This window comes from Pseudomonas sp. DD1, assembly GCF_044510355.1.
In the GTDB taxonomy this organism is placed as follows: Bacteria; Pseudomonadota; Gammaproteobacteria; order Pseudomonadales; family Pseudomonadaceae; genus Aquipseudomonas; species Aquipseudomonas shahriarae.
In genome coordinates, this window is the sequence record NZ_MSAJ01000022.1 from 203,568 (window position 1) to 222,319 (window position 18,752).

The 18,752-nt window shown below is 61.8% G+C and carries 21 protein-coding genes and 1 other RNA gene; 11 read left to right on the forward strand and 11 right to left on the reverse strand.

Annotation, left to right across the window (positions count from 1 at the left end):
- The first annotated feature begins 134 nt into the window (after positions 1–134).
- Entirely contained in the window at positions 135–1,502 is a 1,368-nt protein-coding gene (locus PSFL_RS14225; RefSeq protein WP_057960932.1) for an inorganic triphosphatase, read from the forward strand.
- A gap of 94 nt (positions 1,503–1,596) precedes the next feature.
- Here PSFL_RS14225 and PSFL_RS14230 read toward each other — a convergent pair whose 3' ends face one another.
- Complete coding sequence (locus tag PSFL_RS14230) at positions 1,597–2,067, reverse strand: Lrp/AsnC family transcriptional regulator (RefSeq protein ID WP_057440435.1); 471 nt, start codon at positions 2,065–2,067, stop codon at positions 1,597–1,599.
- Positions 2,068–2,194: 127 nt separating this feature from the next.
- On the opposite strand from PSFL_RS14230, the gene PSFL_RS14235 reads away from it, so the two are divergent.
- From PSFL_RS14235 to PSFL_RS14260, 6 genes are all read left to right on the forward strand, one after another.
- The gene (locus tag PSFL_RS14235) at positions 2,195–2,530 is read left to right on the forward strand and encodes a hypothetical protein (RefSeq protein WP_057960933.1); all 336 of its coding nucleotides are present in this window, start codon (positions 2,195–2,197) and stop codon (positions 2,528–2,530) included.
- Between the two features lie 84 nt (positions 2,531–2,614).
- Entirely contained in the window at positions 2,615–4,366 is a 1,752-nt protein-coding gene (locus tag PSFL_RS14240; RefSeq protein ID WP_115129239.1) for a GspE/PulE family protein, read from the forward strand.
- Between the two features lie 75 nt (positions 4,367–4,441).
- The gene (locus tag PSFL_RS14245) at positions 4,442–5,362 is read left to right on the forward strand and encodes an SPFH domain-containing protein (protein WP_027608388.1); all 921 of its coding nucleotides are present in this window, start codon (positions 4,442–4,444) and stop codon (positions 5,360–5,362) included.
- A 10-nt stretch (positions 5,363–5,372) separates the two neighbouring features.
- On the forward strand, positions 5,373–5,819 hold the full coding sequence (locus tag PSFL_RS14250) for an NfeD family protein (RefSeq protein WP_057440437.1): 447 nt from the start codon (positions 5,373–5,375) through the stop codon (positions 5,817–5,819).
- 69 nt (positions 5,820–5,888) lie between these two features.
- Positions 5,889–6,206, forward strand: a complete 318-nt coding sequence (locus PSFL_RS14255) for a DUF2388 domain-containing protein (RefSeq protein ID WP_057440438.1) — start codon at positions 5,889–5,891, stop codon at positions 6,204–6,206.
- Positions 6,207–6,370: 164 nt separating this feature from the next.
- On the forward strand, positions 6,371–7,510 hold the full coding sequence (locus tag PSFL_RS14260; protein WP_397470191.1) for a DegT/DnrJ/EryC1/StrS family aminotransferase: 1,140 nt from the start codon (positions 6,371–6,373) through the stop codon (positions 7,508–7,510).
- Between the two features lie 42 nt (positions 7,511–7,552).
- On the opposite strand, the gene gcvH is transcribed toward PSFL_RS14260, so the two are convergent.
- From gcvH to PSFL_RS14305, 9 genes are all read right to left on the reverse strand, one after another.
- Positions 7,553–7,936, reverse strand: a complete 384-nt coding sequence (gene gcvH, locus PSFL_RS14265) for a glycine cleavage system protein GcvH (protein WP_057440440.1) — start codon at positions 7,934–7,936, stop codon at positions 7,553–7,555.
- 49 nt (positions 7,937–7,985) lie between these two features.
- Positions 7,986–9,068 (reverse strand): glycine cleavage system aminomethyltransferase GcvT, encoded by a 1,083-nt coding sequence (gene gcvT / locus PSFL_RS14270; RefSeq protein WP_057960936.1) that lies wholly within the window; start codon positions 9,066–9,068, stop codon positions 7,986–7,988.
- Between the two features lie 156 nt (positions 9,069–9,224).
- Positions 9,225–10,841, reverse strand: a complete 1,617-nt coding sequence (locus PSFL_RS14275; RefSeq protein ID WP_057960937.1) for an iron ABC transporter permease — start codon at positions 10,839–10,841, stop codon at positions 9,225–9,227.
- A gap of 192 nt (positions 10,842–11,033) precedes the next feature.
- Positions 11,034–12,038, reverse strand: coding sequence for an extracellular solute-binding protein (locus PSFL_RS14280; RefSeq protein WP_057440441.1), 1,005 nt, complete (start codon positions 12,036–12,038; stop codon positions 11,034–11,036).
- 127 nt (positions 12,039–12,165) lie between these two features.
- Positions 12,166–13,383 carry a 2-octaprenyl-3-methyl-6-methoxy-1,4-benzoquinol hydroxylase gene (locus PSFL_RS14285; protein ID WP_169960161.1) on the reverse strand — a complete coding sequence of 406 codons (1,218 nt, stop codon included), beginning with the start codon at positions 13,381–13,383 and terminating at the stop codon, positions 12,166–12,168.
- Positions 13,384–13,392: 9 nt separating this feature from the next.
- Complete coding sequence (locus PSFL_RS14290; RefSeq protein WP_057444198.1) at positions 13,393–13,878, reverse strand: DUF4442 domain-containing protein; 486 nt, start codon at positions 13,876–13,878, stop codon at positions 13,393–13,395.
- Positions 13,871–15,058 carry a 2-octaprenyl-6-methoxyphenyl hydroxylase gene (gene ubiH / locus PSFL_RS14295; protein WP_057960939.1) on the reverse strand — a complete coding sequence of 396 codons (1,188 nt, stop codon included), beginning with the start codon at positions 15,056–15,058 and terminating at the stop codon, positions 13,871–13,873. The genes PSFL_RS14290 and ubiH overlap by 8 nt, the downstream gene beginning before the upstream one ends.
- On the reverse strand, positions 15,055–16,377 hold the full coding sequence (pepP, locus tag PSFL_RS14300) for a Xaa-Pro aminopeptidase (RefSeq protein WP_115129244.1): 1,323 nt from the start codon (positions 16,375–16,377) through the stop codon (positions 15,055–15,057). Before pepP ends, ubiH begins: the two co-directional genes overlap by 4 nt.
- Before the next feature lie 20 nt (positions 16,378–16,397).
- Entirely contained in the window at positions 16,398–16,955 is a 558-nt protein-coding gene (locus tag PSFL_RS14305) for a YecA family protein (protein ID WP_397470192.1), read from the reverse strand.
- Between the two features lie 137 nt (positions 16,956–17,092).
- Between PSFL_RS14305 and PSFL_RS14310 the strand changes: the two genes are divergently transcribed.
- From PSFL_RS14310 to PSFL_RS14325, 4 genes are all read left to right on the forward strand, one after another.
- Positions 17,093–17,302, forward strand: coding sequence for a TIGR02449 family protein (locus PSFL_RS14310; protein ID WP_057440444.1), 210 nt, complete (start codon positions 17,093–17,095; stop codon positions 17,300–17,302).
- The gene (locus PSFL_RS14315) at positions 17,299–17,616 is read left to right on the forward strand and encodes a cell division protein ZapA (protein WP_010207385.1); all 318 of its coding nucleotides are present in this window, start codon (positions 17,299–17,301) and stop codon (positions 17,614–17,616) included. The genes PSFL_RS14310 and PSFL_RS14315 overlap by 4 nt, the downstream gene beginning before the upstream one ends.
- Positions 17,617–17,646: 30 nt before the next feature.
- Positions 17,647–17,825: non-coding RNA, 6S RNA (gene ssrS / locus PSFL_RS14320), on the forward strand.
- A 57-nt stretch (positions 17,826–17,882) separates the two neighbouring features.
- Positions 17,883–18,518 (forward strand): 5-formyltetrahydrofolate cyclo-ligase, encoded by a 636-nt coding sequence (locus PSFL_RS14325; protein ID WP_170044527.1) that lies wholly within the window; start codon positions 17,883–17,885, stop codon positions 18,516–18,518.
- Positions 18,519–18,520: 2 nt separating this feature from the next.
- Here the strand turns inward: PSFL_RS14325 and PSFL_RS14330 are convergent, their stop codons facing one another.
- Positions 18,521–18,670: a hypothetical protein gene (locus PSFL_RS14330; RefSeq protein WP_143110453.1), complete on the reverse strand. Its 150-nt coding sequence runs from the start codon at positions 18,668–18,670 to the stop codon at positions 18,521–18,523.
- Positions 18,671–18,752: the final 82 nt, after the last annotated feature.

Here is an 18,752-nt window from a genome sequence, read left to right on the forward strand (position 1 = left end):
AAACCCATCATAGAACCATCTGCGCTGCACAATAAACCCGTTGCGGCACGTTGCCCGGCTCAGTCCTGTACACTGCACGACCTTGGCAGCCACCTATTCTCCCGGCTGCACTCCCGATCCTGGATGTTCCGGCCATGCAAAAAGAAACCGAAATCAAGCTCCGCGTCAGCCGCGAGACCCTCGCCGCGCTGCGTGAGCACCCGCTCCTGAAAAAACGCAACAAAAGTGGCTGGGAACGCCGTGAGTTGATGAACCAGTACTTCGACACCCCCGAGCGCGACCTGGCCCAGGCCAAGGTTGCCCTGCGCCTGCGCAAGGATGGCGACGAAGTGATCCAGACCCTCAAGACCCGCGGCCACAGCGTTGCCGGCTTGTCGGAGCGTAATGAATACGACTGGAAACTGGCCAAGGCCAAGCTCGACGTGAAAAAACTCGACGGCGAATGCTGGCCCGAGCAACTGGCCGAGCTGGACAAAAAGACCCTCAAGCCGATCTTCACCACCGACTTCGTGCGTGAACGTGCCGAGATCGCCTGGGGCCGTGGCAAGGCCAAGGTGGTGATCGAAGCCGCCCTGGACCTGGGCCATGTGATTGCCGGCAAGCAGAAGGAAGAAATCTGCGAGCTGGAGCTGGAGCTGCGCGAAGGCGAACCTGCCGCCCTGCTGGAACTGGCTGCCGAACTGGCCCAGACCCTGGCGCTGATGCCCTGCGATATCAGCAAGGCCGAGCGCGGTTATCGCCTGTTCGACGCCAACAGCTATTCCCTGAGCCTGCCGGCCCCGCAACTGCAACCAGAAATGCCCCTGGACGACGCCTTCGCCGCGCTGACCTGGCATTTGCTGGGCAGCAGCCAGCGCCTGGCCGAACAGTACCGTTTCAACGGGCACTGGCGCCTGTTGCAGGACTGGGTAGACAACCTCGCCGAAATGCGCGCCCTGATCGGCAGCCTTGGCCAGGCCGCGCCACGCCAATCCACCAGCGAACTGCGCAGCGCCCTCGACGCCCTGCTGGAAGACTGGCGCCCGCTGGTCCAGGCCGGTGAAGACGATGAAGACGTGCGCAAGGCCGCGCCGGAACAGTTCCTCGAAGAATTGACCGACGTGCGCTGGGGCCTGTTCTCACTGAACACGTCCCGCTGGCTGCTGGCCCGCACCTGGACCCTGGAGCGCAATGTGCGCGGCAACCGCCAAGGTGCGGCCCAGGTCGCCAACTGGCTGCCACGTCTGCTGGCCGACGAAGCCGTCGCCCTGCGCCTGCCGCGCTACCAGCAACAGCCGGAAGACCTGGCCGAGCAACTGCCGCGCATCGAGCGTCTGCAGGCCTGGCTGCACCATGCCCGTCACCTGCTGGAGGTTCCAGAACTGGATCGCTTGTACGGTGAACTGAACAAGTTGGCGGCACTGGCCAACCAGCCGATCACCGATGAGTCGCTGGATGCGCGGATGCATCAGGTGATTGCGGTGTATCAGAACCGTGCCTGGAAGACCTTGTTGCGCATGTAAGATTGCTTTCGCGGGCAAGCCCACACACATTTGACCGAGCTTTCTAAAGTAGACCGGTTTGAAGGTGGGCTTGCCCGCGATGACACCCGCCCTCTCACCGCAACACTGGCAGACTGGTAGTGGACTTGATCTCCGACAGTGCCACAATCGAGTTGACCTCCTGTATCCCCGGCACCATCGACAGTTTCTCGAAGAAGAAACGCTCATATGCCTCGATATCCGAGGTGACAATGCGCAGTAGAAAATCCACCGACCCCATCAGCACATAACACTCCAGCACTTGCGGGAACCCGCGAATCGCCTCGGTGAATTCCGTGAAGTTGGAACGCCCGTGGGCGTTGAGTTTGACCTCGGCAAAGATCTGCGTGTTAAGGCCGATTTTCTTGCGGTCGAGCAACGTCACCTGGCCTCGAATCACCCCCTCCTCCTTGAGCCGCTGGATCCGTCGCCAGCAGGGCGACTGCGACAGGCCGACCTGTTCGGCAATCTGCGCGCTGGAGAGCGATGCGTCTTCCTGGAGCAGCGCCAGAATCCGGCGGTCGTAGATATCCAACTCACTGTGCATAAAAATACCTTTCAATCCATATTCTGCGAATTACCTGATTCATTTATAAGGCATATCACTCCAACATGGATAAGAAATACCCCACAGCCCATGTAAAAATTTCTCCAGTCAAACTCGGAGAACGGCCATGCATTCAGTCCCCGCCAGCCCAGCCACGCGCCTCGACGCCTGGGCAGTCAGCAACAGCCATTGCCAGGCGCGCTATCAGATCCTCGCCGAGGCTGAACCCGATGTGCTGTGTCGGATCCTCAATTACTTCGCCTTGCAGTTTTTGGTGCCACAACAGGTGAGCGTGACACGCGACGAAGACCTGCTGAACATCGACGTGGTGATGGATGGCCTGAGCTGGCACCGCGCCCAGGTGATCGGCGAAAAACTTCGTAACCTGATCAGCGTGTGCTCGCTCGAACTGCAACCCGTTGAATCCACGAGGCTGCAAACCGTACAGGCAGTGGCGCAGTAAAAAGCGGCAACAACCCTCGGGGCGACAGCAACCAGGACCGGACTAGCCTTGGCGCTACCACTTGAAACCGCCCAGGAAACCACCATGCCCGCTGCGCCAGAACTTCAGGATCGCAGGCTTTGCCTCGACGAACTGCTGCCCGCCCTCACCGCCCACGGCATGCTCGACAACGCCCTGGCCGAGCGCTTGCGGCGCACCCCGGGCAATGGCTTGCACCCGCTGGAATTGCTTGCCAATCAGTCACTGCCCGATCCCGCCCGGCCCGGCATGGCGCTGTCCCTGGAGCAACTGACGCAATGGCTCGCCAGTCATGTGGGGCAACCCTATCTGCGCATCGACCCGCTGAAAATCGACGTAGCAAGCATGGTGCCCCTGATGTCCCACGCCTTCGCCCAGCGCCACCATATCCTTGCCGTCGCCCTTGATCGCGACAGCGTGACGGTGGCCAGTGCCGAACCGTACCTGCGAGAGTGGGAGGCCGGCCTGGCCCACGTGTTGAAACGCTCGATCAAGCGCGTACTGGCCAACCCCCAGACGATCCGCAGTTGTACCCAGGAGTTCTTCCGGCTGGCCCGGTCGGTCAGCGGGGCCGACCAGACCACCCCCACGGCGGTCCCTGCCGAACAACTGCTGCACCTGGGTGCCGGCGACCAGGAGCCCGATGCCAACGATGCGCACATCGTCAACATTGTCGACTGGTTGCTGCAATTTGCCTTTGGCCAGCGCGCCAGCGATATCCATATCGAACCCGGCGGCGACCAGGGCCGCGTGCGCTTCCGTATTGATGGGTTGCTGCACGATGTCTATCAGTTTCCGCCCCAGGTCACGACCGCCGTGGTCAGCCGCCTGAAAAGCCTCGGCCGGATGAATGTCGCCGAGAAGCGCAAACCCCAGGACGGCCGGGTCAAGACCAAGACGCCCACGGGTATCGAAGTGGAACTGCGCCTTGCGACCCTGCCCACGGCCTTCGGCGAGAAGCTGGTGATGCGGATTTTCGATCCCCAGGTGCTGCTTCAGGACTTCCCGCAGTTGGGACTGTCGGCCGATGACCTGCAGCGCTGGCAACATATGACCGGCCAGGCCAACGGTATCATCCTGGTCACAGGTCCCACCGGATCAGGCAAGACCAGCACGCTCTATACCACCCTGCGGCAGCTGGCGACCCGCACGGTCAACCTGTGTACGGTGGAAGATCCGATCGAGATGGTGGAGCCCGCCTTCAACCAGATGCAGGTCCAGCACAATATCGACCTGACCTTTGCCAGCGGCATCCGCGCGCTGATGCGCCAGGATCCGGACATCATCATGATCGGCGAGATCCGCGACCTGGAAACCGCTGAAATGGCGATCCAGGCGGCATTGACCGGCCACCTGGTGCTGTCGACCCTGCACACCAACGACGCCCCCAGCGCGATCAGTCGCCTGCTGGAACTGGGCATCCCCCATTACTTGATCAAGGCCACATTAATTGGGGTCATGGCCCAGCGTCTGGTGCGCCGGTTGTGCCCGCACTGTAAAAGCCCGGTGGCACTGAACCAGGACGATTGGCGCAGCGCCACCCAGTCCTGCACGCCGCCCCCCGCCAGCGTATACCGGGCCAACGGATGCGCAGAGTGTCGGGAAAGTGGCTATCGTGGACGCATCGGGGTCTACGAGATCATGCTGATGAATGACGCGGCGAAGGCCCTGGTCAGCGCCGATACCGATCTGCAGGCCTTGCGTCGCGAGGCGCTCAAGGGCGGCATGCACAGCCTGCGATTGTCGGGCGCCCACAAGGTTGCGGCGGGGCTGACCACCCTGGAAGAAGTGTTAAGGGTCACGCCTGCGAACGAGTAAACCGTTCTTATCTGCGACAAGCCCGTTACAATCGACAGACCTCGCGTTACCGCCACCACCAGACAAGGAATCGTTATGCAGATCGGAACAGTGCTTCTTCTCTTCGTAGGCTTGGCCATCGCCATCCTGTTCATGGGCTTCAAGGTCGTACCCCAGGGCTACCAGTGGACAGTGGAGCGCTTCGGCCGCTACACCAATACGCTCAAGCCGGGCCTGAATATCATCATTCCGGTGATGGACCGCATCGGTCGCAAGATCAACGTCATGGAAAGCGTGCTGGATATTCCACCTCAGGAAGTGATCACCGCCGATAACGCCACGGTGCAGATCGACGCAGTGTGTTTCTTCCAGGTGGTGAACACCGCCCAGGCGGCGTACGAGGTGAACAACCTCGAACATGCGATCCGCAACCTGCTGCAAACCAATATCCGTACGGTGCTCGGCTCCATGGAGCTGGACGCCATGCTCAGCCAGCGCGACGGCATCAACGAGAAGCTGCTGCGCACGGTCGATGAAGCCACTGCTCCCTGGGGCATCAAGATCACCCGTATCGAGATCAAGGACATCAGCCCGCCTGCCGACTTGATGGCTGCCATGTCCGGTCAGATGAAGGCCGAGCGGATCAAGCGTGCCCAGATCCTCGAAGCCGAAGGCCTGCGGGCTTCTGCAATCCTGACCGCTGAAGGCAAGAAACAGGCGCAGATCCTCGAGGCTGAAGGGGGTCGTCAGGCCGCGTTCCTCGAATCCGAAGCCCGTGAACGTCAGGCCGAGGCGGAAGCCCGCGCTACGCAGGTCGTGTCGGAAGCGATTGCCACCGGTAACGTGCAGGCCATCAACTACTTTGTCGCGCAGAAATACATTGATGCCCTGGGCAAGCTGGCCTCGGCCAACAACAGCAAAGTGATTCTGATGCCGCTGGAGGCCAGCCAGGTCATCGGTGCGGTGGGCGGCATCGGCGAAATCGTCAAGGCTACCTTCGACAACAAGAAAGCCTGAGGCCGGCACCATGTGGGAATTCCTGCAACACCTGTCGTTCTGGGATTGGCTGGCGCTGGGCACGGTGCTGTTGATTCTTGAAGTGTTTGGTGCCGGCGGTTATCTGCTGTGGATGGGGATCGCGGCGGCGGCCGTTGGCGTACTCAAGTTCCTGATTCCGGGGCTTGGGCTGGAACTGCAACTGCTGCTGTTTGCCGTGCTGTCCATACTGACGGCGGTGTACTGGTGGAAGCGCCAGCGCAGCAGTGCCAAGGCCAGCGACCAGCCAGGGCTGAATATGCGCGGATCGGAGCTGGTTGGCCGCACCTTTGTGGTGCATCAGGCAATTATCGACGGTCGGGGCAAGATCAAGGTCGGTGACGGCGTCTGGATGGTCACCGGCCCCGATGCGCCTGTAGGGGCTCAAGTACGGGTGATTGGTCAGGACGGCGTGATTTTACGGATCGAAACTGTTTAGTCCGTCATGGAACTAGGCTGGGTTATCTACAATCAAACCGTTCAGATAACCCAGTCGGAGTCACCCATCATGCGTCTCAAATATGCTGTCGCCACCCTCGCCGTGCTCTCTCTCCCAGTTGGATCGGCCATGGCCGATAGCTTCTGGCGTAATGTCATCTCATCGGGCGCCACCACCGGCTCCACGTACCTGACCTTCAAGGACCACAAGCTGGTAGTCGCCGCCCAGGACGACGCCGGTAGCTTCGTCGCCAGCGACGGCGGCATCCGTGGCCCTTACCTGGAAGCCGCCATGCAGAAAGTGCGTGCCGACAACCCCGGCCTGAAGGCCACTGACATGGAACTGGCCAACGCCATCCTGGCGAAGAACGCCATCGCCGCCGAGTAATACACGACACGCAAAAAAGCCGCTTGTGAAGCGGCTTTTTTGCGCTCGTCGTTCGACGATTCGTTCACGGACGACAGGCTATATTCAGTTGCCCCGTGCGACGATACCGGGGTTGATATGAGCTTTTATTCTTAGTTCTTCTTAAAACGGATGCCTTCAACGTCATGAGCCAACTGCCCTTCCTGCCGTTTTCAAAGCCTACCATTGATGAAGCCACCATCGCGGCGGTCGGTGATGTGTTGCGTTCCGGCTGGATCACCAGCGGGCCCAAGGTGCAGGCGTTCGAAACGCAGCTGTCGGACTATTTTGGCGGCCGGCCGGTACGCACCTTCAACTCCGGCACCTGCACCATGGAGATTGCCTTGCGCATCGCCGGTGTCGGGCCGGGGGATGAAGTGATCACCACGCCGATTTCCTGGGTGGCAACGGCCAATGTGATTCTGGAGGTGGGCGCCACGCCGGTGTTTGCCGATATTGATCCGGTGACCCGCAATATCGACCTGGCCCGACTGGAAGCGGCTATTACGCCGCGCACCAAGGCGATCATTCCGGTGTACCTGGCCGGCCTGCCGCTGGACATGCCGATGCTTTACGCGCTGGCCAACAAGTACGGTCTGCGGATCATCGAGGATGCCGCCCAGGCGCTGGGCTCCCGTTGGGATGGCCAGCGCATTGGCGCCACCGGGGATTTTGTCTCGTTCAGTTTCCAGGCGAACAAGAACATCACCTGTTCCGAAGGCGGTTGCCTGGTATTGAACAATGCTGAGGAAGCGCGCTTGGCGGAGAAGTACCGCCTGCAAGGCGTGACCCGCAGCGGGTTTGATGGCCTGGACGTGGATGTATTGGGCGGCAAGTTCAACATGACCGATATCGCCGCCGCCATTGGCCTGGGCCAGTTTGCCCATATCGAGCAGATAACTGCCCATCGCCAAGCGCTGGCCCGGCATTATTTCGAGTGTTTTGGTAGCGATTTCGAGACAACGTACGGCGCGCAATTACCGCCTGCGGACTTTGAAAACAGCAACTGGCACCTGTTCCAACTGGTACTGCCTGAGCGTGGGGATGGCCTGCCGGCCCGCGCCACGTTTATGGAGCGCATGCAGGCTCAGGGCGTGGGCATCGGCTATCACTACCCACCGATCCACTTGCTGAGTTTGTATCGGGCACAGGGATTCAGGGAAGGCATGTTCCCGGTAGCGGAAAAAGTCGGGCGTTTGATTGTGTCGTTGCCGATGTTTACGGCGATGACCAAGGCGGATGTGGAGCGTGCTGTCGCAGCGGTGAAGCAGGCGCTCAAGCCCTGACCTTTGCAGGAGCCGGCTTGCCGGCTCCTACAGGGGGCGGTGTTACTCGCCGATGGCGGCTTTATAGCCAGCGGCATCCAGCAGCTTGTCCAGTTCGGCGGCATTGCTTGGCTTGACCTTGAAGATCCAGGCTTCGTACGGCTTGTCATTGAGCGACTCAGGGGCATCGGCCAAGGCCTCGTTGACCGCAATCACTTCGCCCGACACTGGTGAATAAATATCCGAAGCAGCCTTCACCGACTCCACAACGCCTGCTGCGTCGCCTGCAGCGAACACTTTGCCCACCTCAGCCAACTCAACAAAAACCACATCACCCAATGCTTCCTGGGCGTGATCGGAGATCCCGACGGTCACACTGCCGTCAGCTTCCAGGCGTGCCCATTCGTGGCTTTCGGCAAAACGTAGTGCGGCAGGGATATCGCTCATAGTCTGTGTCCTCAAAAAGAAATGTCAGCGGCCATTGGCCCGGAAAAGATTAGATCAAGGTTTTACCATGGCGCACGAAGGTCGGTTTGACCACTCGCACCGGGTACCACTTACCGCGAATTTCTACCTCGGCACGGTCGGCGGTTGCCATCGGTACACGCGCCAGGGCAATGGATTTGCTTAGCGTAGGAGAGAAACTACCACTGGTGATCTCTCCTTCGCCAACATTGGCGATACGAACCACTTGATGAGCGCGCAAAACCCCGCGTTCTTCCAGCACCAGGCCTACCAGTTTGAGCTGCACCCCGGCCGCACGCTCGGCTTCCAGGGCGGCGCGCCCGATGAAATCGCGGCTGACGGGTTCCCAGGCGATGCTCCAGGCCATGTTGGCGGCCAACGGTGACACATTCAGGTGGATATCCTGGCCGTAGAGGTTCATGCCGGCCTCCAGGCGCAGGGTATCGCGAGCACCGAGGCCGATGGGCGAGATGCCCGCGCCTACCAGGTCGTTGAAAAACCCCGGGGCCTGATCGGCAGGCAGGACGATTTCCAGGCCATCTTCGCCGGTATAGCCCGTGCGCGCGATAAACCAGTCACCGTCGGCACGCCCCTCGAAAGGCTTGAGCTGTTGGATCAACACGCCGCGAGACTGGGTGACCAACTCGGCAATCTTGTGCCGGGCCTGGGGGCCCTGGATCGCCAGCATGGCCAGGTCCGGGCGTTCGCGCATCAGCACCTGGTAGCTGCCCAACTGGCTCTGCATCCAGGCGATATCCTGGTCGCGGGTGGCCGCATTGACCACCAGCCGGTAACCCTCTTCGGTGCGGTAGACAATCATGTCGTCCACCACCCCGCCCTGCTCGTTGAGCATGGCGCTGTACAGCGCATGGCCGCAGCCATGCAAACGATCGACATCATTGGCCAACAGGTACTGCAGCCATTCCCTGGCCTGCAGGCCCGAGATATCGATCACGGTCATGTGGGAGACATCAAACACCCCGCAGTCACGGCGCACCTGATGGTGCTCCTCGACTTGCGAGCCGTAGTGCAGAGGCATATCCCAACCGCCAAAATCGACCATTTTCGCGCCAAGGGCGAGATGCAGGTCATACAGAGGCGTACGCTGTCCCATGGGTTTCTCCTTCCGGGCGTGGCGAAGGTGCGGACGGTTGCTGTTCGGGCTACACACCTTGAAATACAAGGCTTGCAGCCACAATCAGCAGCCCAACCCGAAAGACGGGCCGCACCGAATGCCGCGCATTGTAGCCTCAAGCCGTAGGACTGACACCTAACCGATTCGTCGCGCCGAACGTCGGATCAAGCCGATGACCGGCAACAGGCCGACCAACACCAGGGTCAGGGCGGGCAAGGAGGCACGCGCCCACTCGCCTTCGCTGGTCATCTCAAAGATGCGTACCGCCAGCGTATCCCAGCCGAACGGGCGCATCAGCAGGGTCGCGGGCATTTCCTTGAGCACATCGACAAACACCAGCAGCGCGGCGCTCAAGGTGCCGGGCAACAAAAGTGGCAGATACACTTTGCAAAACAGTCGTGGCCCACTGACCCCCAGGCTGCGCGCTGCTTCCGGCAAGGACGGGCGGATGCGCGCCAGGCTGTTTTCCAGTGGGCCGTAGGCCACGGCCAGGAAGCGCACCAGATAGGCCATCAGCAGCGCCGACAGGCTGCCCAACAGCAACGGTTTGCCAGCACCGCCCAGCCAACTGGACACAGGGATCACCAACTCGCGGTCCAAATAGCTGAACGCCAGCATGATCGACACCGCCAATACCGAACCCGGCAAGGCATAGCCCAGGTTGCCCAGGCTGACCCCGGCGCGGATGGCACGGGTCGGCGCCAGGCGGTTGGCAAACGCCAGCAGCAACGCCACGCTGACGGTGATCAACGCGGCCATGCCACCCAGGTAAAGGGTATGCACGATCAGCCCGGCGTAGCGCTCGTCGAGGTCGAAACGCCCGCGCTGCCAGAACCAGGCCAGCAGTTGGAGCATCGGGATGACAAAGGCGCAGGCAAACACCAGGGCGCACCAGCCAGTGGCGGCGGCGGCCTTGAAGCCACTCAGGTGATACAGCGCCTTGCCCCGCGGTCGCTCGTTGCTCGGGCGGCTGGCGCCACGGGCCCGGCGCTCGCCGTAGAGCACCAGCATCACCACCAACAGCAGCAGGCTCGCCAGTTGCGCGGCGCTGGACAGGCTGAAAAAGCCATACCAGGTCTTGTAGATGGCGGTGGTGAACGTGTCGAAATTGAACACTGACACTGCGCCGAAATCCGCCAGGGTTTCCATCAACGCCAGGGCCACGCCGGCGCCGATGGCCGGGCGCGCCATGGGCAGGGCCACCCGCCAGAATGCCTGCCAGGGTGATTGGCCCAACACCCGCGCCGCTTCCATCAACCCCTTGCCCTGGGCCAGAAAGGCGGTGCGCGCCAGCAGGTAGACGTAGGGATAGAACACCAGCACCAGCACGATGATCACGCCACTGGTGGAGCGCACGCGCGGCAGGCGCAGGCCCGTGCCGAACCACTCGCGCAGCAGGGTTTGTACCGGCCCGGAGAAGTCCAGCAGGCCGACGAAGACAAACGCCAGGACATAGGCCGGGATGGCAAACGGCAGCATCAACGCCCAGTCCAGCCAACGCCGGCCGGGGAACTCACAGAGGCTGGTCAGCCACGCCAGGCTCACGCCCAGCACCGTTACACCGACCCCGACGCCCAGCACCAGGGTCAAGGTGTTGCCCAGCAGACGCGGCATCTGGGTGTCCCACAAGTGCGACCAGATTTGCGTGTCGATGCTTTGCCAGGACAGCAACAACACGCTCAACGGCAGCAGCACCAGGGCGGCGACAGTGAAGACTGGCAGGTACCAGCGGCGTTGGGCGGGGTGGGCCAAAAGGAATTCTCAAGCAGTGGATGATGTGGAGACCTGCACAAAACACTGTGGGAGCGGGCTTGTGTGGGAGCTGGCTTGCCTGCGATGCAGACACCTCGGTTTATCAGCGATACCGGGTGATGCTATCGCAGGCAAGCCAGCTCCTACACAAGCCGCTCCCACATTAGAACTGCGGCGTCCTACAAATTGTACTCAGTTCCAGCCCGCACGATCCATCAGGCGAATCGCCTCGGCCTGGCGCTTGCCCGCCACTTCCACCGGCAGGGTGTCAGCCTTGAACTTGCCCCAGCTCGCCACTTCAGCCGAGGGTTCTACCGCCGGGTTGGCCGGGAACTCCTGGTTGACGTCGGCAAAGATCTTCTGCGCCTCAGGCGTAGTCATCCACTCCACCAGAGCCTTGGCGGCTTCCGGGTGCGGGGCGTACTTGGTCAGGCCAATGCCCGACAGGTTGACGTGCACGCCACGGTCGCCCTGGTTCGGCCAGAACAATTTGACTGCCAGCTTCGGGTCCTGCTTGTGCAGGCGGCCGTAGTAGTAAGTGTTGACGATCCCCACGTCGCACTGCCCGGCGTTGATTGCCTGCAATACCGCGACGTCATCGGAGAAGACATCGGTGGACAGGTTATTCACCCAGCCCTTGATGAGTTCTTCGGTCTTTTCTGCGCCATGGGTCTCGATCAGGGTGGCGGTCAGCGACTGGTTGTAGACCTTCTTCGCGGTGCGCAGGCACAGGCGGCCTTCCCATTGCTTGTCAGCCAGGGCTTCGTAGGTGGTCAGCTCTGCCGGCTTCACGCGGTCGGTGGAGTACGCGATGGTCCGCGCCCGCAGGCTCAAGCCGGTCCAGGCGTGGCTGGAAGCGCGATATTGCGCGGGGATGTTGGCGTCGATCACCTTGGAAGTGAACGGCTGCAGGATGCCCATCTGCTCGGCTTGCCAGAGGTTGCCAGCATCGACGGTCAGCAGCAGGTCGGCGGTGGCGTTCTGGCCTTCGGCCTTGATGCGCTGCATCAGCGGCGCTTCCTTGTCGGTGATGAACTTCACCTGCACCCCGGTTTTCTTGGTGTAGGCGTCGAACACCGGCTTGATCAACTCGTCGATACGAGAGGAGTAGACCACCACTTCGTCAGCCGCCTGGGCGGTGGTGCTGGCGATAAGGGTGAGTGCCAGGGCAGTCAGGAGGCGCTTGGGTGCCAACATAGGTGCGGTCTCTCGTAGGAAAAGTGAGCGCAAATGATAAGGACTCACATTTAGCATCTCAACCGAACACTGGCCGGAGGAGTTACGAGATGTTGCACGAGTGCCATTTAAGGTGCGACAGATGGCCTCAGGCCTTGGCCAGATCCGGCAGGTCTCCGGTCAAGCCCAATGCCTGGCGCACAAACAGCGCCTTGGCCTCGGGCATCTGGTCGACCATCTTCAGCCCCGCATTGCGCAACCAGCGCAATGGCAACTGGTCAGCCTGGAACAACCGTTCAAAGCCCTCCATCGCCGCCATCAGCGCCAGGTTGTGCGGCATGCGCCGACGCTCGTAGCGACTGAGCACCTTCACATCCGCCAAGCGCTCACCGCGCTCGCACGCCTTTAGCAGCACCTCGGCCAACACGGCGGCATCGAGGAACCCCAGATTCACCCCCTGCCCCGCCAATGGGTGGATAACGTGGGCAGCATCACCAATCAGCGCCAGGCCTTCGGCGACGTAGCGCTTGGCGTGGCGCTGGCGCAGCGGTACGCACAGACGCGGGTCGGCGCTGACCACGCTGCCGAGGCGCCCTTCAAAAGCGCGCTCCAGTTCGCGGCAGAAGCTGTCGTCGTCCAGGGCCATCAGGCGTTCGGACTCACTTGGCGTGGTCGACCAGACGATCGAGCACCAATCTTCCTGGCCATCGCGCACCAGCGGCAGGAACGCCAGCGGACCATGGTCGGTGAAGCGCTGCCAGGCGGTACGCTGGTGCGGCTGGCTGCTGCGTACGCTGGTGACGATGGCGTGGTGCAGGTAATCCCATTCGCGGGTGGCGGTGCCGGTCAGGCGGCGCACAGCCGAGTTGGCGCCGTCGGCGGCGATCACCAGCGGCGCGCGCAAAGTGCGGCCATCGGCCAGGGTCAGCAGCCAGTCATCGCCGGAGCGGCGCATCTGCTCCAGGCGTGCATTGGCCAGCAGGCCCAGGTCGCAGTCGTGCAGGCGCTCAAGCAGGGCGTCCTGGACCACGCGGTTTTCGACGATATGCCCCAGCACCTCGGCATGCACACTGGCCGCCGAAAAGTGGATCTGCCCGGTGCCGCTGCCATCCCACACCTGCATCTCGCCGTAGGGGCTGGCGCGGCGGCTGGCGATGCCATCCCACACACCCAGGCGGTCGAGGATGCGCTGGCTGGCGGCCGACAAGGCGCTCACCCGCGGTTCAAACGGCGCATCGGCGTCGAATGGCTTGACGCTCATTGGGCTGCCGTCGAGCAGCAGCACCTGCAGGCCACTGCCCTGCAACGCCAGCGCCAGGGCGCTTCCGACCATTCCGGCCCCGACAATCAGCACATCTGCGCGCATGTCCATGCTTTATGCCTGTCTCGCTGGCGGCTTGCGCCGCACGTAAAGGGTTTTGTCGACTCGCGCCACCAGGGTGCCGGAGCCGTCGTGAATCTGCACCTTGAGGTGCGGCAAGTATTTCTCGCCGCCCTCGGTCTGCCGTCGCACCTCATCGAGCAAGGCCTGGTCGATGGAGAATTCGGCAAACACCGGGCCTTTGCCCGGCGAGATGAAATCAATGGTCGCGGCCTTGTCCCAGACGATGTAGTCGCGCCCCAGGTTCTCCATCAGCATCAGCATGTAGAACGGGTCGACCATCGAGTAGAGGCTGCCGCCAAATTGCGTACCGACGTAGTTGCGGTTGTACCAGCCCAGGCCCATGCGCACCTTCACCTGACGAAAATCAGCGCTCATGTGCTGCACACGGACGCCTGCGCCCAGATACGGCGGATACAGGGTCATGATCCAGCGCAACAACCGCGCCTTGCCCAGGCGCTCCGTCAACCACTTACGCATCGGGACGCGTGCCCAGGCCCATGGCCTGCCGGGCGAACCAGCGCTTGGCCGGCGGCAATAGGTCCAGGCCCAGCAGGCCGAGGTTGCGGCCCATGGCGACCAGCGGCTGGCCGCTGCCAAACAGGCGGGTGACCTGGTCGGAGAAGCCCACGGTCAATTGCTGGTCCAGACGCTGGCGTTCGCGGTAGGCCTGCAAGGTCGCCAGGTCACCCGGCACTTGCGGCCCGGCCAACAGGGCCTCGGCCAGCGCATAGGCATCGCGCAGCGACAGGTTGAAACCCTGGCCGGCAATCGGGTGCAAGCTGTGGGCGGCATTGCCGAGGATCACCAGGTGCGAGCGCACTTGCTCCTCGGCCTCCACCAGGGTCAGCGGATACAAGTGGCGCGCGCCAACCTGTTTCAAGGTGCCCAGGCGATAACCAAACACGCCCTGCAACTCGCTGAGAAAACTGCGTTCATCCAGCTGCGCCAAGCGCTGGGCATCCATGCCGACGCGGGTCCAGACCAGTGCGCAACGGTTGTCTGCCAGCGGCAGCAAGGCCATCGGGCCTTCGTCGGTGAAACGCTCGAAAGCCTCGCCGTTATGGGCTTCGCTGGGGGTGATGTTGGCGATCAGGGCGCTCTGGTTGTAAGGCCGTTGCTTGACGCCAATGCCCAACTGCTCGCGCAGGCCGGAGCGGCCACCATCGGCCAGTACCGCGAGATCGCACTCGATGACAGTTTCATCGTTGAGGGTCAGGCGGTAGCCGTCGGCCAGCGGTTCCATGCGGCTGACTTCTGCAGGGCAACGCCAACTGATCACGTCCTTGTCCAGGCCTTGCCACAGGCACTGCCCGAGCCAGGCGTTTTCCACCACATAGCCCAGGGCCGGTACGCCCTCTTCGAGCGCCGACAGGCGCGCGGTAGAGAAGCGCCCACGGTCGGAAACATGGATCTGCTTGATCGGCTCGGCGCGCCGGGAAATGTCTTGCCACACACCCAGGCGCTGGTAGATCTGTCGCGCGCCAAAGGACAGCGCCGAGGAACGTGCGTCGTAGCTCGGCTGGTAGCTGTCGCCGGGGGCAAAGGGTTCGATCAGCACGATCTTCCAACCGCGAGCCTTGGCCCCGGCCTGCAACGCCAGCGCCAAGCTGGCACCCACCAGGCCGCCACCGATAATCGCCAGGTTGACCCGGCTCATCGGGCGGCCGCCATCAGTGCTTCAATCTCGGCCACGGTCTTGGGCACGCCACCGGTCAGAATTTCACAGCCTTGCTTGGTCACCACCACGTCATCCTCGATGCGCACGCCTATGCCACGCCATTTCTTTGCCACGTTCTGGTTATCCGGGGCAATGTAGATGCCCGGCTCCACGGTCAGGGCCATGCCCACTTCCAGCACCCGCCACTCGCCGCCGACCTTGTACTCGCCCACATCATGCACATCCATGCCCAGCCAGTGCCCGGCGCGGTGCATATAGAACGCCTTGTAGGCTTCGCTGGCGATCAACTCGTCCACGTCACCTTGCAACAAGCCCAGCTTCACCAGCCCGGCGGTGATGACGTGCACCGTCGCCTCATGGGCCTGGTTCCAGTGTTTGTTCGGCGCGATCTGCGCAAAGGCGGCTTCCTGGGAGGCCAGCACCACTTCGTAGATCGCCTTCTGCTCGGCGGAAAACTTGCCGTTGACCGGCCAGGTACGGGTGATATCGCTGGCATAGCAGTCGATTTCACAACCGGCGTCGATCAGCACCAGGTCACCGTCCTTGAGCACCGCATCATTCTGCTGGTAGTGCAGGATGCAGCTGTTGCGCCCCGAAGCGACGATGGAGCCGTAGGCCGGCATCTTCGCCCCGCCCCGGCGGAACTCGTAGTCCAGCTCGGCTTCCAGGCTGAATTCATGCAACCCCGGGCGGCTGGCCTGCATTGCCCGGATATGGGCCGCGCAGGAAATCCGTGCGGCTTCGCGCATGACCTTCACTTCTGCGGCGGATTTATACAGGCGCATGTCGTGCAGCAGATGATCCAGGGCAACGAATTCGTTCGGCGGCTGCGCACCGAGGTGCGCCTTGGAGCGGATCACGTTGATCCACTCCATCAGGTGCCGGTCGAACTCGGCATTGCTGCCCATGGCCGAATACACCCGGTCGCGACCTTCGATCAGGCCGGGCAGGATGTCGTCGATATCGGTGATCGGGAAGGCATCGTCGGCGCCGTATTCGCGAATCGCGCCTTCGGTACCGGCGCGCAGGCCGTCCCACAATTCGCGCTCGGCATTGCGTTCACGGCAGAACAGCACGTACTCGCCGTGAATGCGCCCAGGCATCAACACAATCACTGCCTGGGGCTCGGGGAAGCCGCTCAGGTACTGGAAGTCGCTGTCCTGGCGGTAGACGTGTTCGACATCACGGTTGCGGATCGCCACGGCGGCGGCCGGCAGGATCGCGATGCTGTTGGGTTCCATCTGCGCCATGAGCGCCTTGCGGCGGCGGGTGTATTCCGCTTTGGGGATATGGATCATGGGCAGGTGGGTTCCCTCTCTTAGTGCAGCGACGGCTTGACTGCTGCGGGTTCAGCAGACTTTTTGGTCTCGGTGAACAGCAGCAGCGGCGCGACGCGCAGGTATTCCATGACTTCCATATAGTCGCCTTCGCCGTCTTCGGACTCTTCCAGGGCGTCTTGCACCTGGGAGATGGCTGCCAGGTCCTGCAACACTTCCTTGGCGTCGGTGCTCAACTCCAGGCCGCCGGCGTTCACGCCAAAGCCATGGAGGAAGCCCTGGCACCATTGACCCAGTGCAGCAGCACGCTCGGTGAGCGGCGCATCATCGGTTGGCAGCAGCAGGACTACGGTGACGTCATCACCGGTCAGCTCGCCTTTAACCATTTCTTGCAAGCCGATCAACGCGTTGCGCACGTTTTCGGTAGGCTCGGTTTCCAGCAGCTCGGCGACGTCGGCCAGCCAGTTGTCGGCGTCAAAGCCGACACCGGTGCAGCTACGGCCCAGCAGCACGCCATGCAGTTCGGCAGGCGAGCAAGGGTGACCGCTGGAGCTCAGCAGTTTGGAAAAAGCGTCGTACGGGCAATTCTGAATAGGCATGATGAGCTAGGCGCCAGGCGGCGCGATGTCTAGAATGAAGCGCTGTATCCTAGCACCGGCAGACGCACCCGACTATCAAGGGCGTCAGATCGTTTATCCTGCAGTTGCCATTCATCAGACAAATCCAGTGGAACCCTATGGAAGACGCCGACTTGCAAGCGCTGATGGCCAGACTCGAATTGCTAATTACCCGGGTCGAGCAACTAAAGAGTCAAAACGGACTCCTATTAGCTCAGGAAAAGACCTGGCGCGAGGAACGCGCTCACCTCATTGAAAAAAACGAAATCGCCCGGCGTAAGGTCGAGTCGATGATTTCGCGCCTGAAGGCCCTGGAGCAAGACTCATGAGTTCAAGCAATAGCGTCACCGTGCAGATTCTCGACAAAGAGTATTCGATCATCTGCCCCCAGGAAGAGCGCAGCAACCTGGTGAGCGCCGCCCGCTACCTGGATGGCAAGATGCGTGAAATCCGCAGCAGCGGCAAAGTCATCGGTGCCGACCGTATCGCCGTGATGGCCGCCCTGAACATTACCCACGATTTGCTGCATAAGCAGGAGCGCCCTGACGTACAGGCCAGCGGCTCGACACGCGAGCAGGTGCGTGACCTGCTGGAACGTGTGGATCTGGTGCTTTCCAGCGATTCAGACGCACCCAAGGGCTGATTGCCGAGTCTGTTTGGGGTATACTCGCCCCACTCCCTGGCGTGCTTGCCAGTCGGCGATGTCCCGGAGCCGATTCGCACTACCCTGGAAGTTGCACGTTGGGCTGGTGTGCATGTCCGCTAGACGGAAAGCCTTAAAGCCTACTGCTTCTTCCACCTTGAACTTTCGGGTTCAAGGGCTTAGTCGACAGCGGTTCTGTCGGGGAGCCTGAATTCCCAAACTCAATGCCAGTCCCCGGACTGGCATTGTTTTATGAGCCGAACACCATGACCGAACCTGCGCCGCTTTCCCGTCCGCAACTTCGACGCATGTTGCGCAATGCCCGCCGCGCCCTGACGCCGGGCGAGCAGCGCCAGGCAGCTCTTGGCCTGTATCGGCAACTGGCACAGCATCCGCTGTTTCGCCGGGCCAAACATATTGCTTTATACCTACCAACGGATGGCGAAATCGATCCGCGCTTGCTGCTGCGCGCTGCCCAGCGCCGGGGCAAGGCCACCTACCTGCCGGTGCTCAGTGCCTGGCCACGGACCAAGATGGTGTTCCAACGGGTACGTCCCCGGGAAAAACTTGCGCCCAATCGCTTCGGCATTCTTGAGCCACAGGTCAATATCGGGCGCCAGCGCAAGGTCTGGGCCCTGGACCTGGTGCTGCTGCCATTGGTGGGTTTCGATGATGCGGGCGGGCGGCTGGGCATGGGCGGCGGCTTTTACGATCGCAGCCTGGCGTACCTGGCGCGCCGCTCGTCGTGGCGCAAGCCGACGCTGCTGGGCCTGGCCCATGAGTGCCAGAAAGTCAAACGACTGGCGCAGGCCAGCTGGGACGTGCCATTGAATGGCACCGTTACCGATAAGAAGTGGTATATCGCAGAGGGGACGCCGCTGGAATCAACGGCGCCGAAATAGCATCAACGCTTGAAGGTTTGTGGCTGCTGCTGTGCAAATTCAACCGGGGCTTCGGTCTTGTTCGACCACAGGCTTTGCGCATACCCGGTGGTCACGACGCCCAGACCGAACAAAATAACCAAAATCCATAGTAAATCCGGTTTGCGTTTCATCGATTGCCCCCCTTCAGGCCTATCACACACGATGACAGCAACGTTCCAAAGTAGTCCGTTCCAGCTGCGTCAAGCTTAAAAT

Excerpts from the sequence above, each read along its gene's own strand:
- PSFL_RS14225 (WP_057960932.1), top strand. The coding sequence starts at position 135 with ATGCAAAAAGAAACCGAAATCAAGCTCCGCGTCAGCCGCGAGACCCTC.
- PSFL_RS14230 (WP_057440435.1), bottom strand. The coding sequence starts at position 2,067 with ATGCACAGTGAGTTGGATATCTACGACCGCCGGATTCTGGCGCTGCTC.
- PSFL_RS14235 (WP_057960933.1), top strand. The coding sequence starts at position 2,195 with ATGCATTCAGTCCCCGCCAGCCCAGCCACGCGCCTCGACGCCTGGGCA.
- PSFL_RS14240 (WP_115129239.1), top strand. The coding sequence starts at position 2,615 with ATGCCCGCTGCGCCAGAACTTCAGGATCGCAGGCTTTGCCTCGACGAA.
- PSFL_RS14245 (WP_027608388.1), top strand. The coding sequence starts at position 4,442 with ATGCAGATCGGAACAGTGCTTCTTCTCTTCGTAGGCTTGGCCATCGCC.
- PSFL_RS14250 (WP_057440437.1), top strand. The coding sequence starts at position 5,373 with ATGTGGGAATTCCTGCAACACCTGTCGTTCTGGGATTGGCTGGCGCTG.
- PSFL_RS14255 (WP_057440438.1), top strand. The coding sequence starts at position 5,889 with ATGCGTCTCAAATATGCTGTCGCCACCCTCGCCGTGCTCTCTCTCCCA.
- PSFL_RS14260 (WP_397470191.1), top strand. The coding sequence starts at position 6,371 with ATGAGCCAACTGCCCTTCCTGCCGTTTTCAAAGCCTACCATTGATGAA.
- gcvH (WP_057440440.1), bottom strand. The coding sequence starts at position 7,936 with ATGAGCGATATCCCTGCCGCACTACGTTTTGCCGAAAGCCACGAATGG.
- gcvT (WP_057960936.1), bottom strand. The coding sequence starts at position 9,068 with ATGGGACAGCGTACGCCTCTGTATGACCTGCATCTCGCCCTTGGCGCG.
- PSFL_RS14280 (WP_057440441.1), bottom strand. The coding sequence starts at position 12,038 with ATGTTGGCACCCAAGCGCCTCCTGACTGCCCTGGCACTCACCCTTATC.
- PSFL_RS14285 (WP_169960161.1), bottom strand. The coding sequence starts at position 13,383 with ATGCGCGCAGATGTGCTGATTGTCGGGGCCGGAATGGTCGGAAGCGCC.
- PSFL_RS14290 (WP_057444198.1), bottom strand. The coding sequence starts at position 13,878 with ATGCGTAAGTGGTTGACGGAGCGCCTGGGCAAGGCGCGGTTGTTGCGC.
- ubiH (WP_057960939.1), bottom strand. The coding sequence starts at position 15,058 with ATGAGCCGGGTCAACCTGGCGATTATCGGTGGCGGCCTGGTGGGTGCC.
- pepP (WP_115129244.1), bottom strand. The coding sequence starts at position 16,377 with ATGATCCATATCCCCAAAGCGGAATACACCCGCCGCCGCAAGGCGCTC.
- PSFL_RS14305 (WP_397470192.1), bottom strand. The coding sequence starts at position 16,955 with ATGCCTATTCAGAATTGCCCGTACGACGCTTTTTCCAAACTGCTGAGC.
- PSFL_RS14310 (WP_057440444.1), top strand. The coding sequence starts at position 17,093 with ATGGAAGACGCCGACTTGCAAGCGCTGATGGCCAGACTCGAATTGCTA.
- PSFL_RS14315 (WP_010207385.1), top strand. The coding sequence starts at position 17,299 with ATGAGTTCAAGCAATAGCGTCACCGTGCAGATTCTCGACAAAGAGTAT.
- PSFL_RS14325 (WP_170044527.1), top strand. The coding sequence starts at position 17,883 with ATGACCGAACCTGCGCCGCTTTCCCGTCCGCAACTTCGACGCATGTTG.
- PSFL_RS14330 (WP_143110453.1), bottom strand. The coding sequence starts at position 18,670 with ATGAAACGCAAACCGGATTTACTATGGATTTTGGTTATTTTGTTCGGT.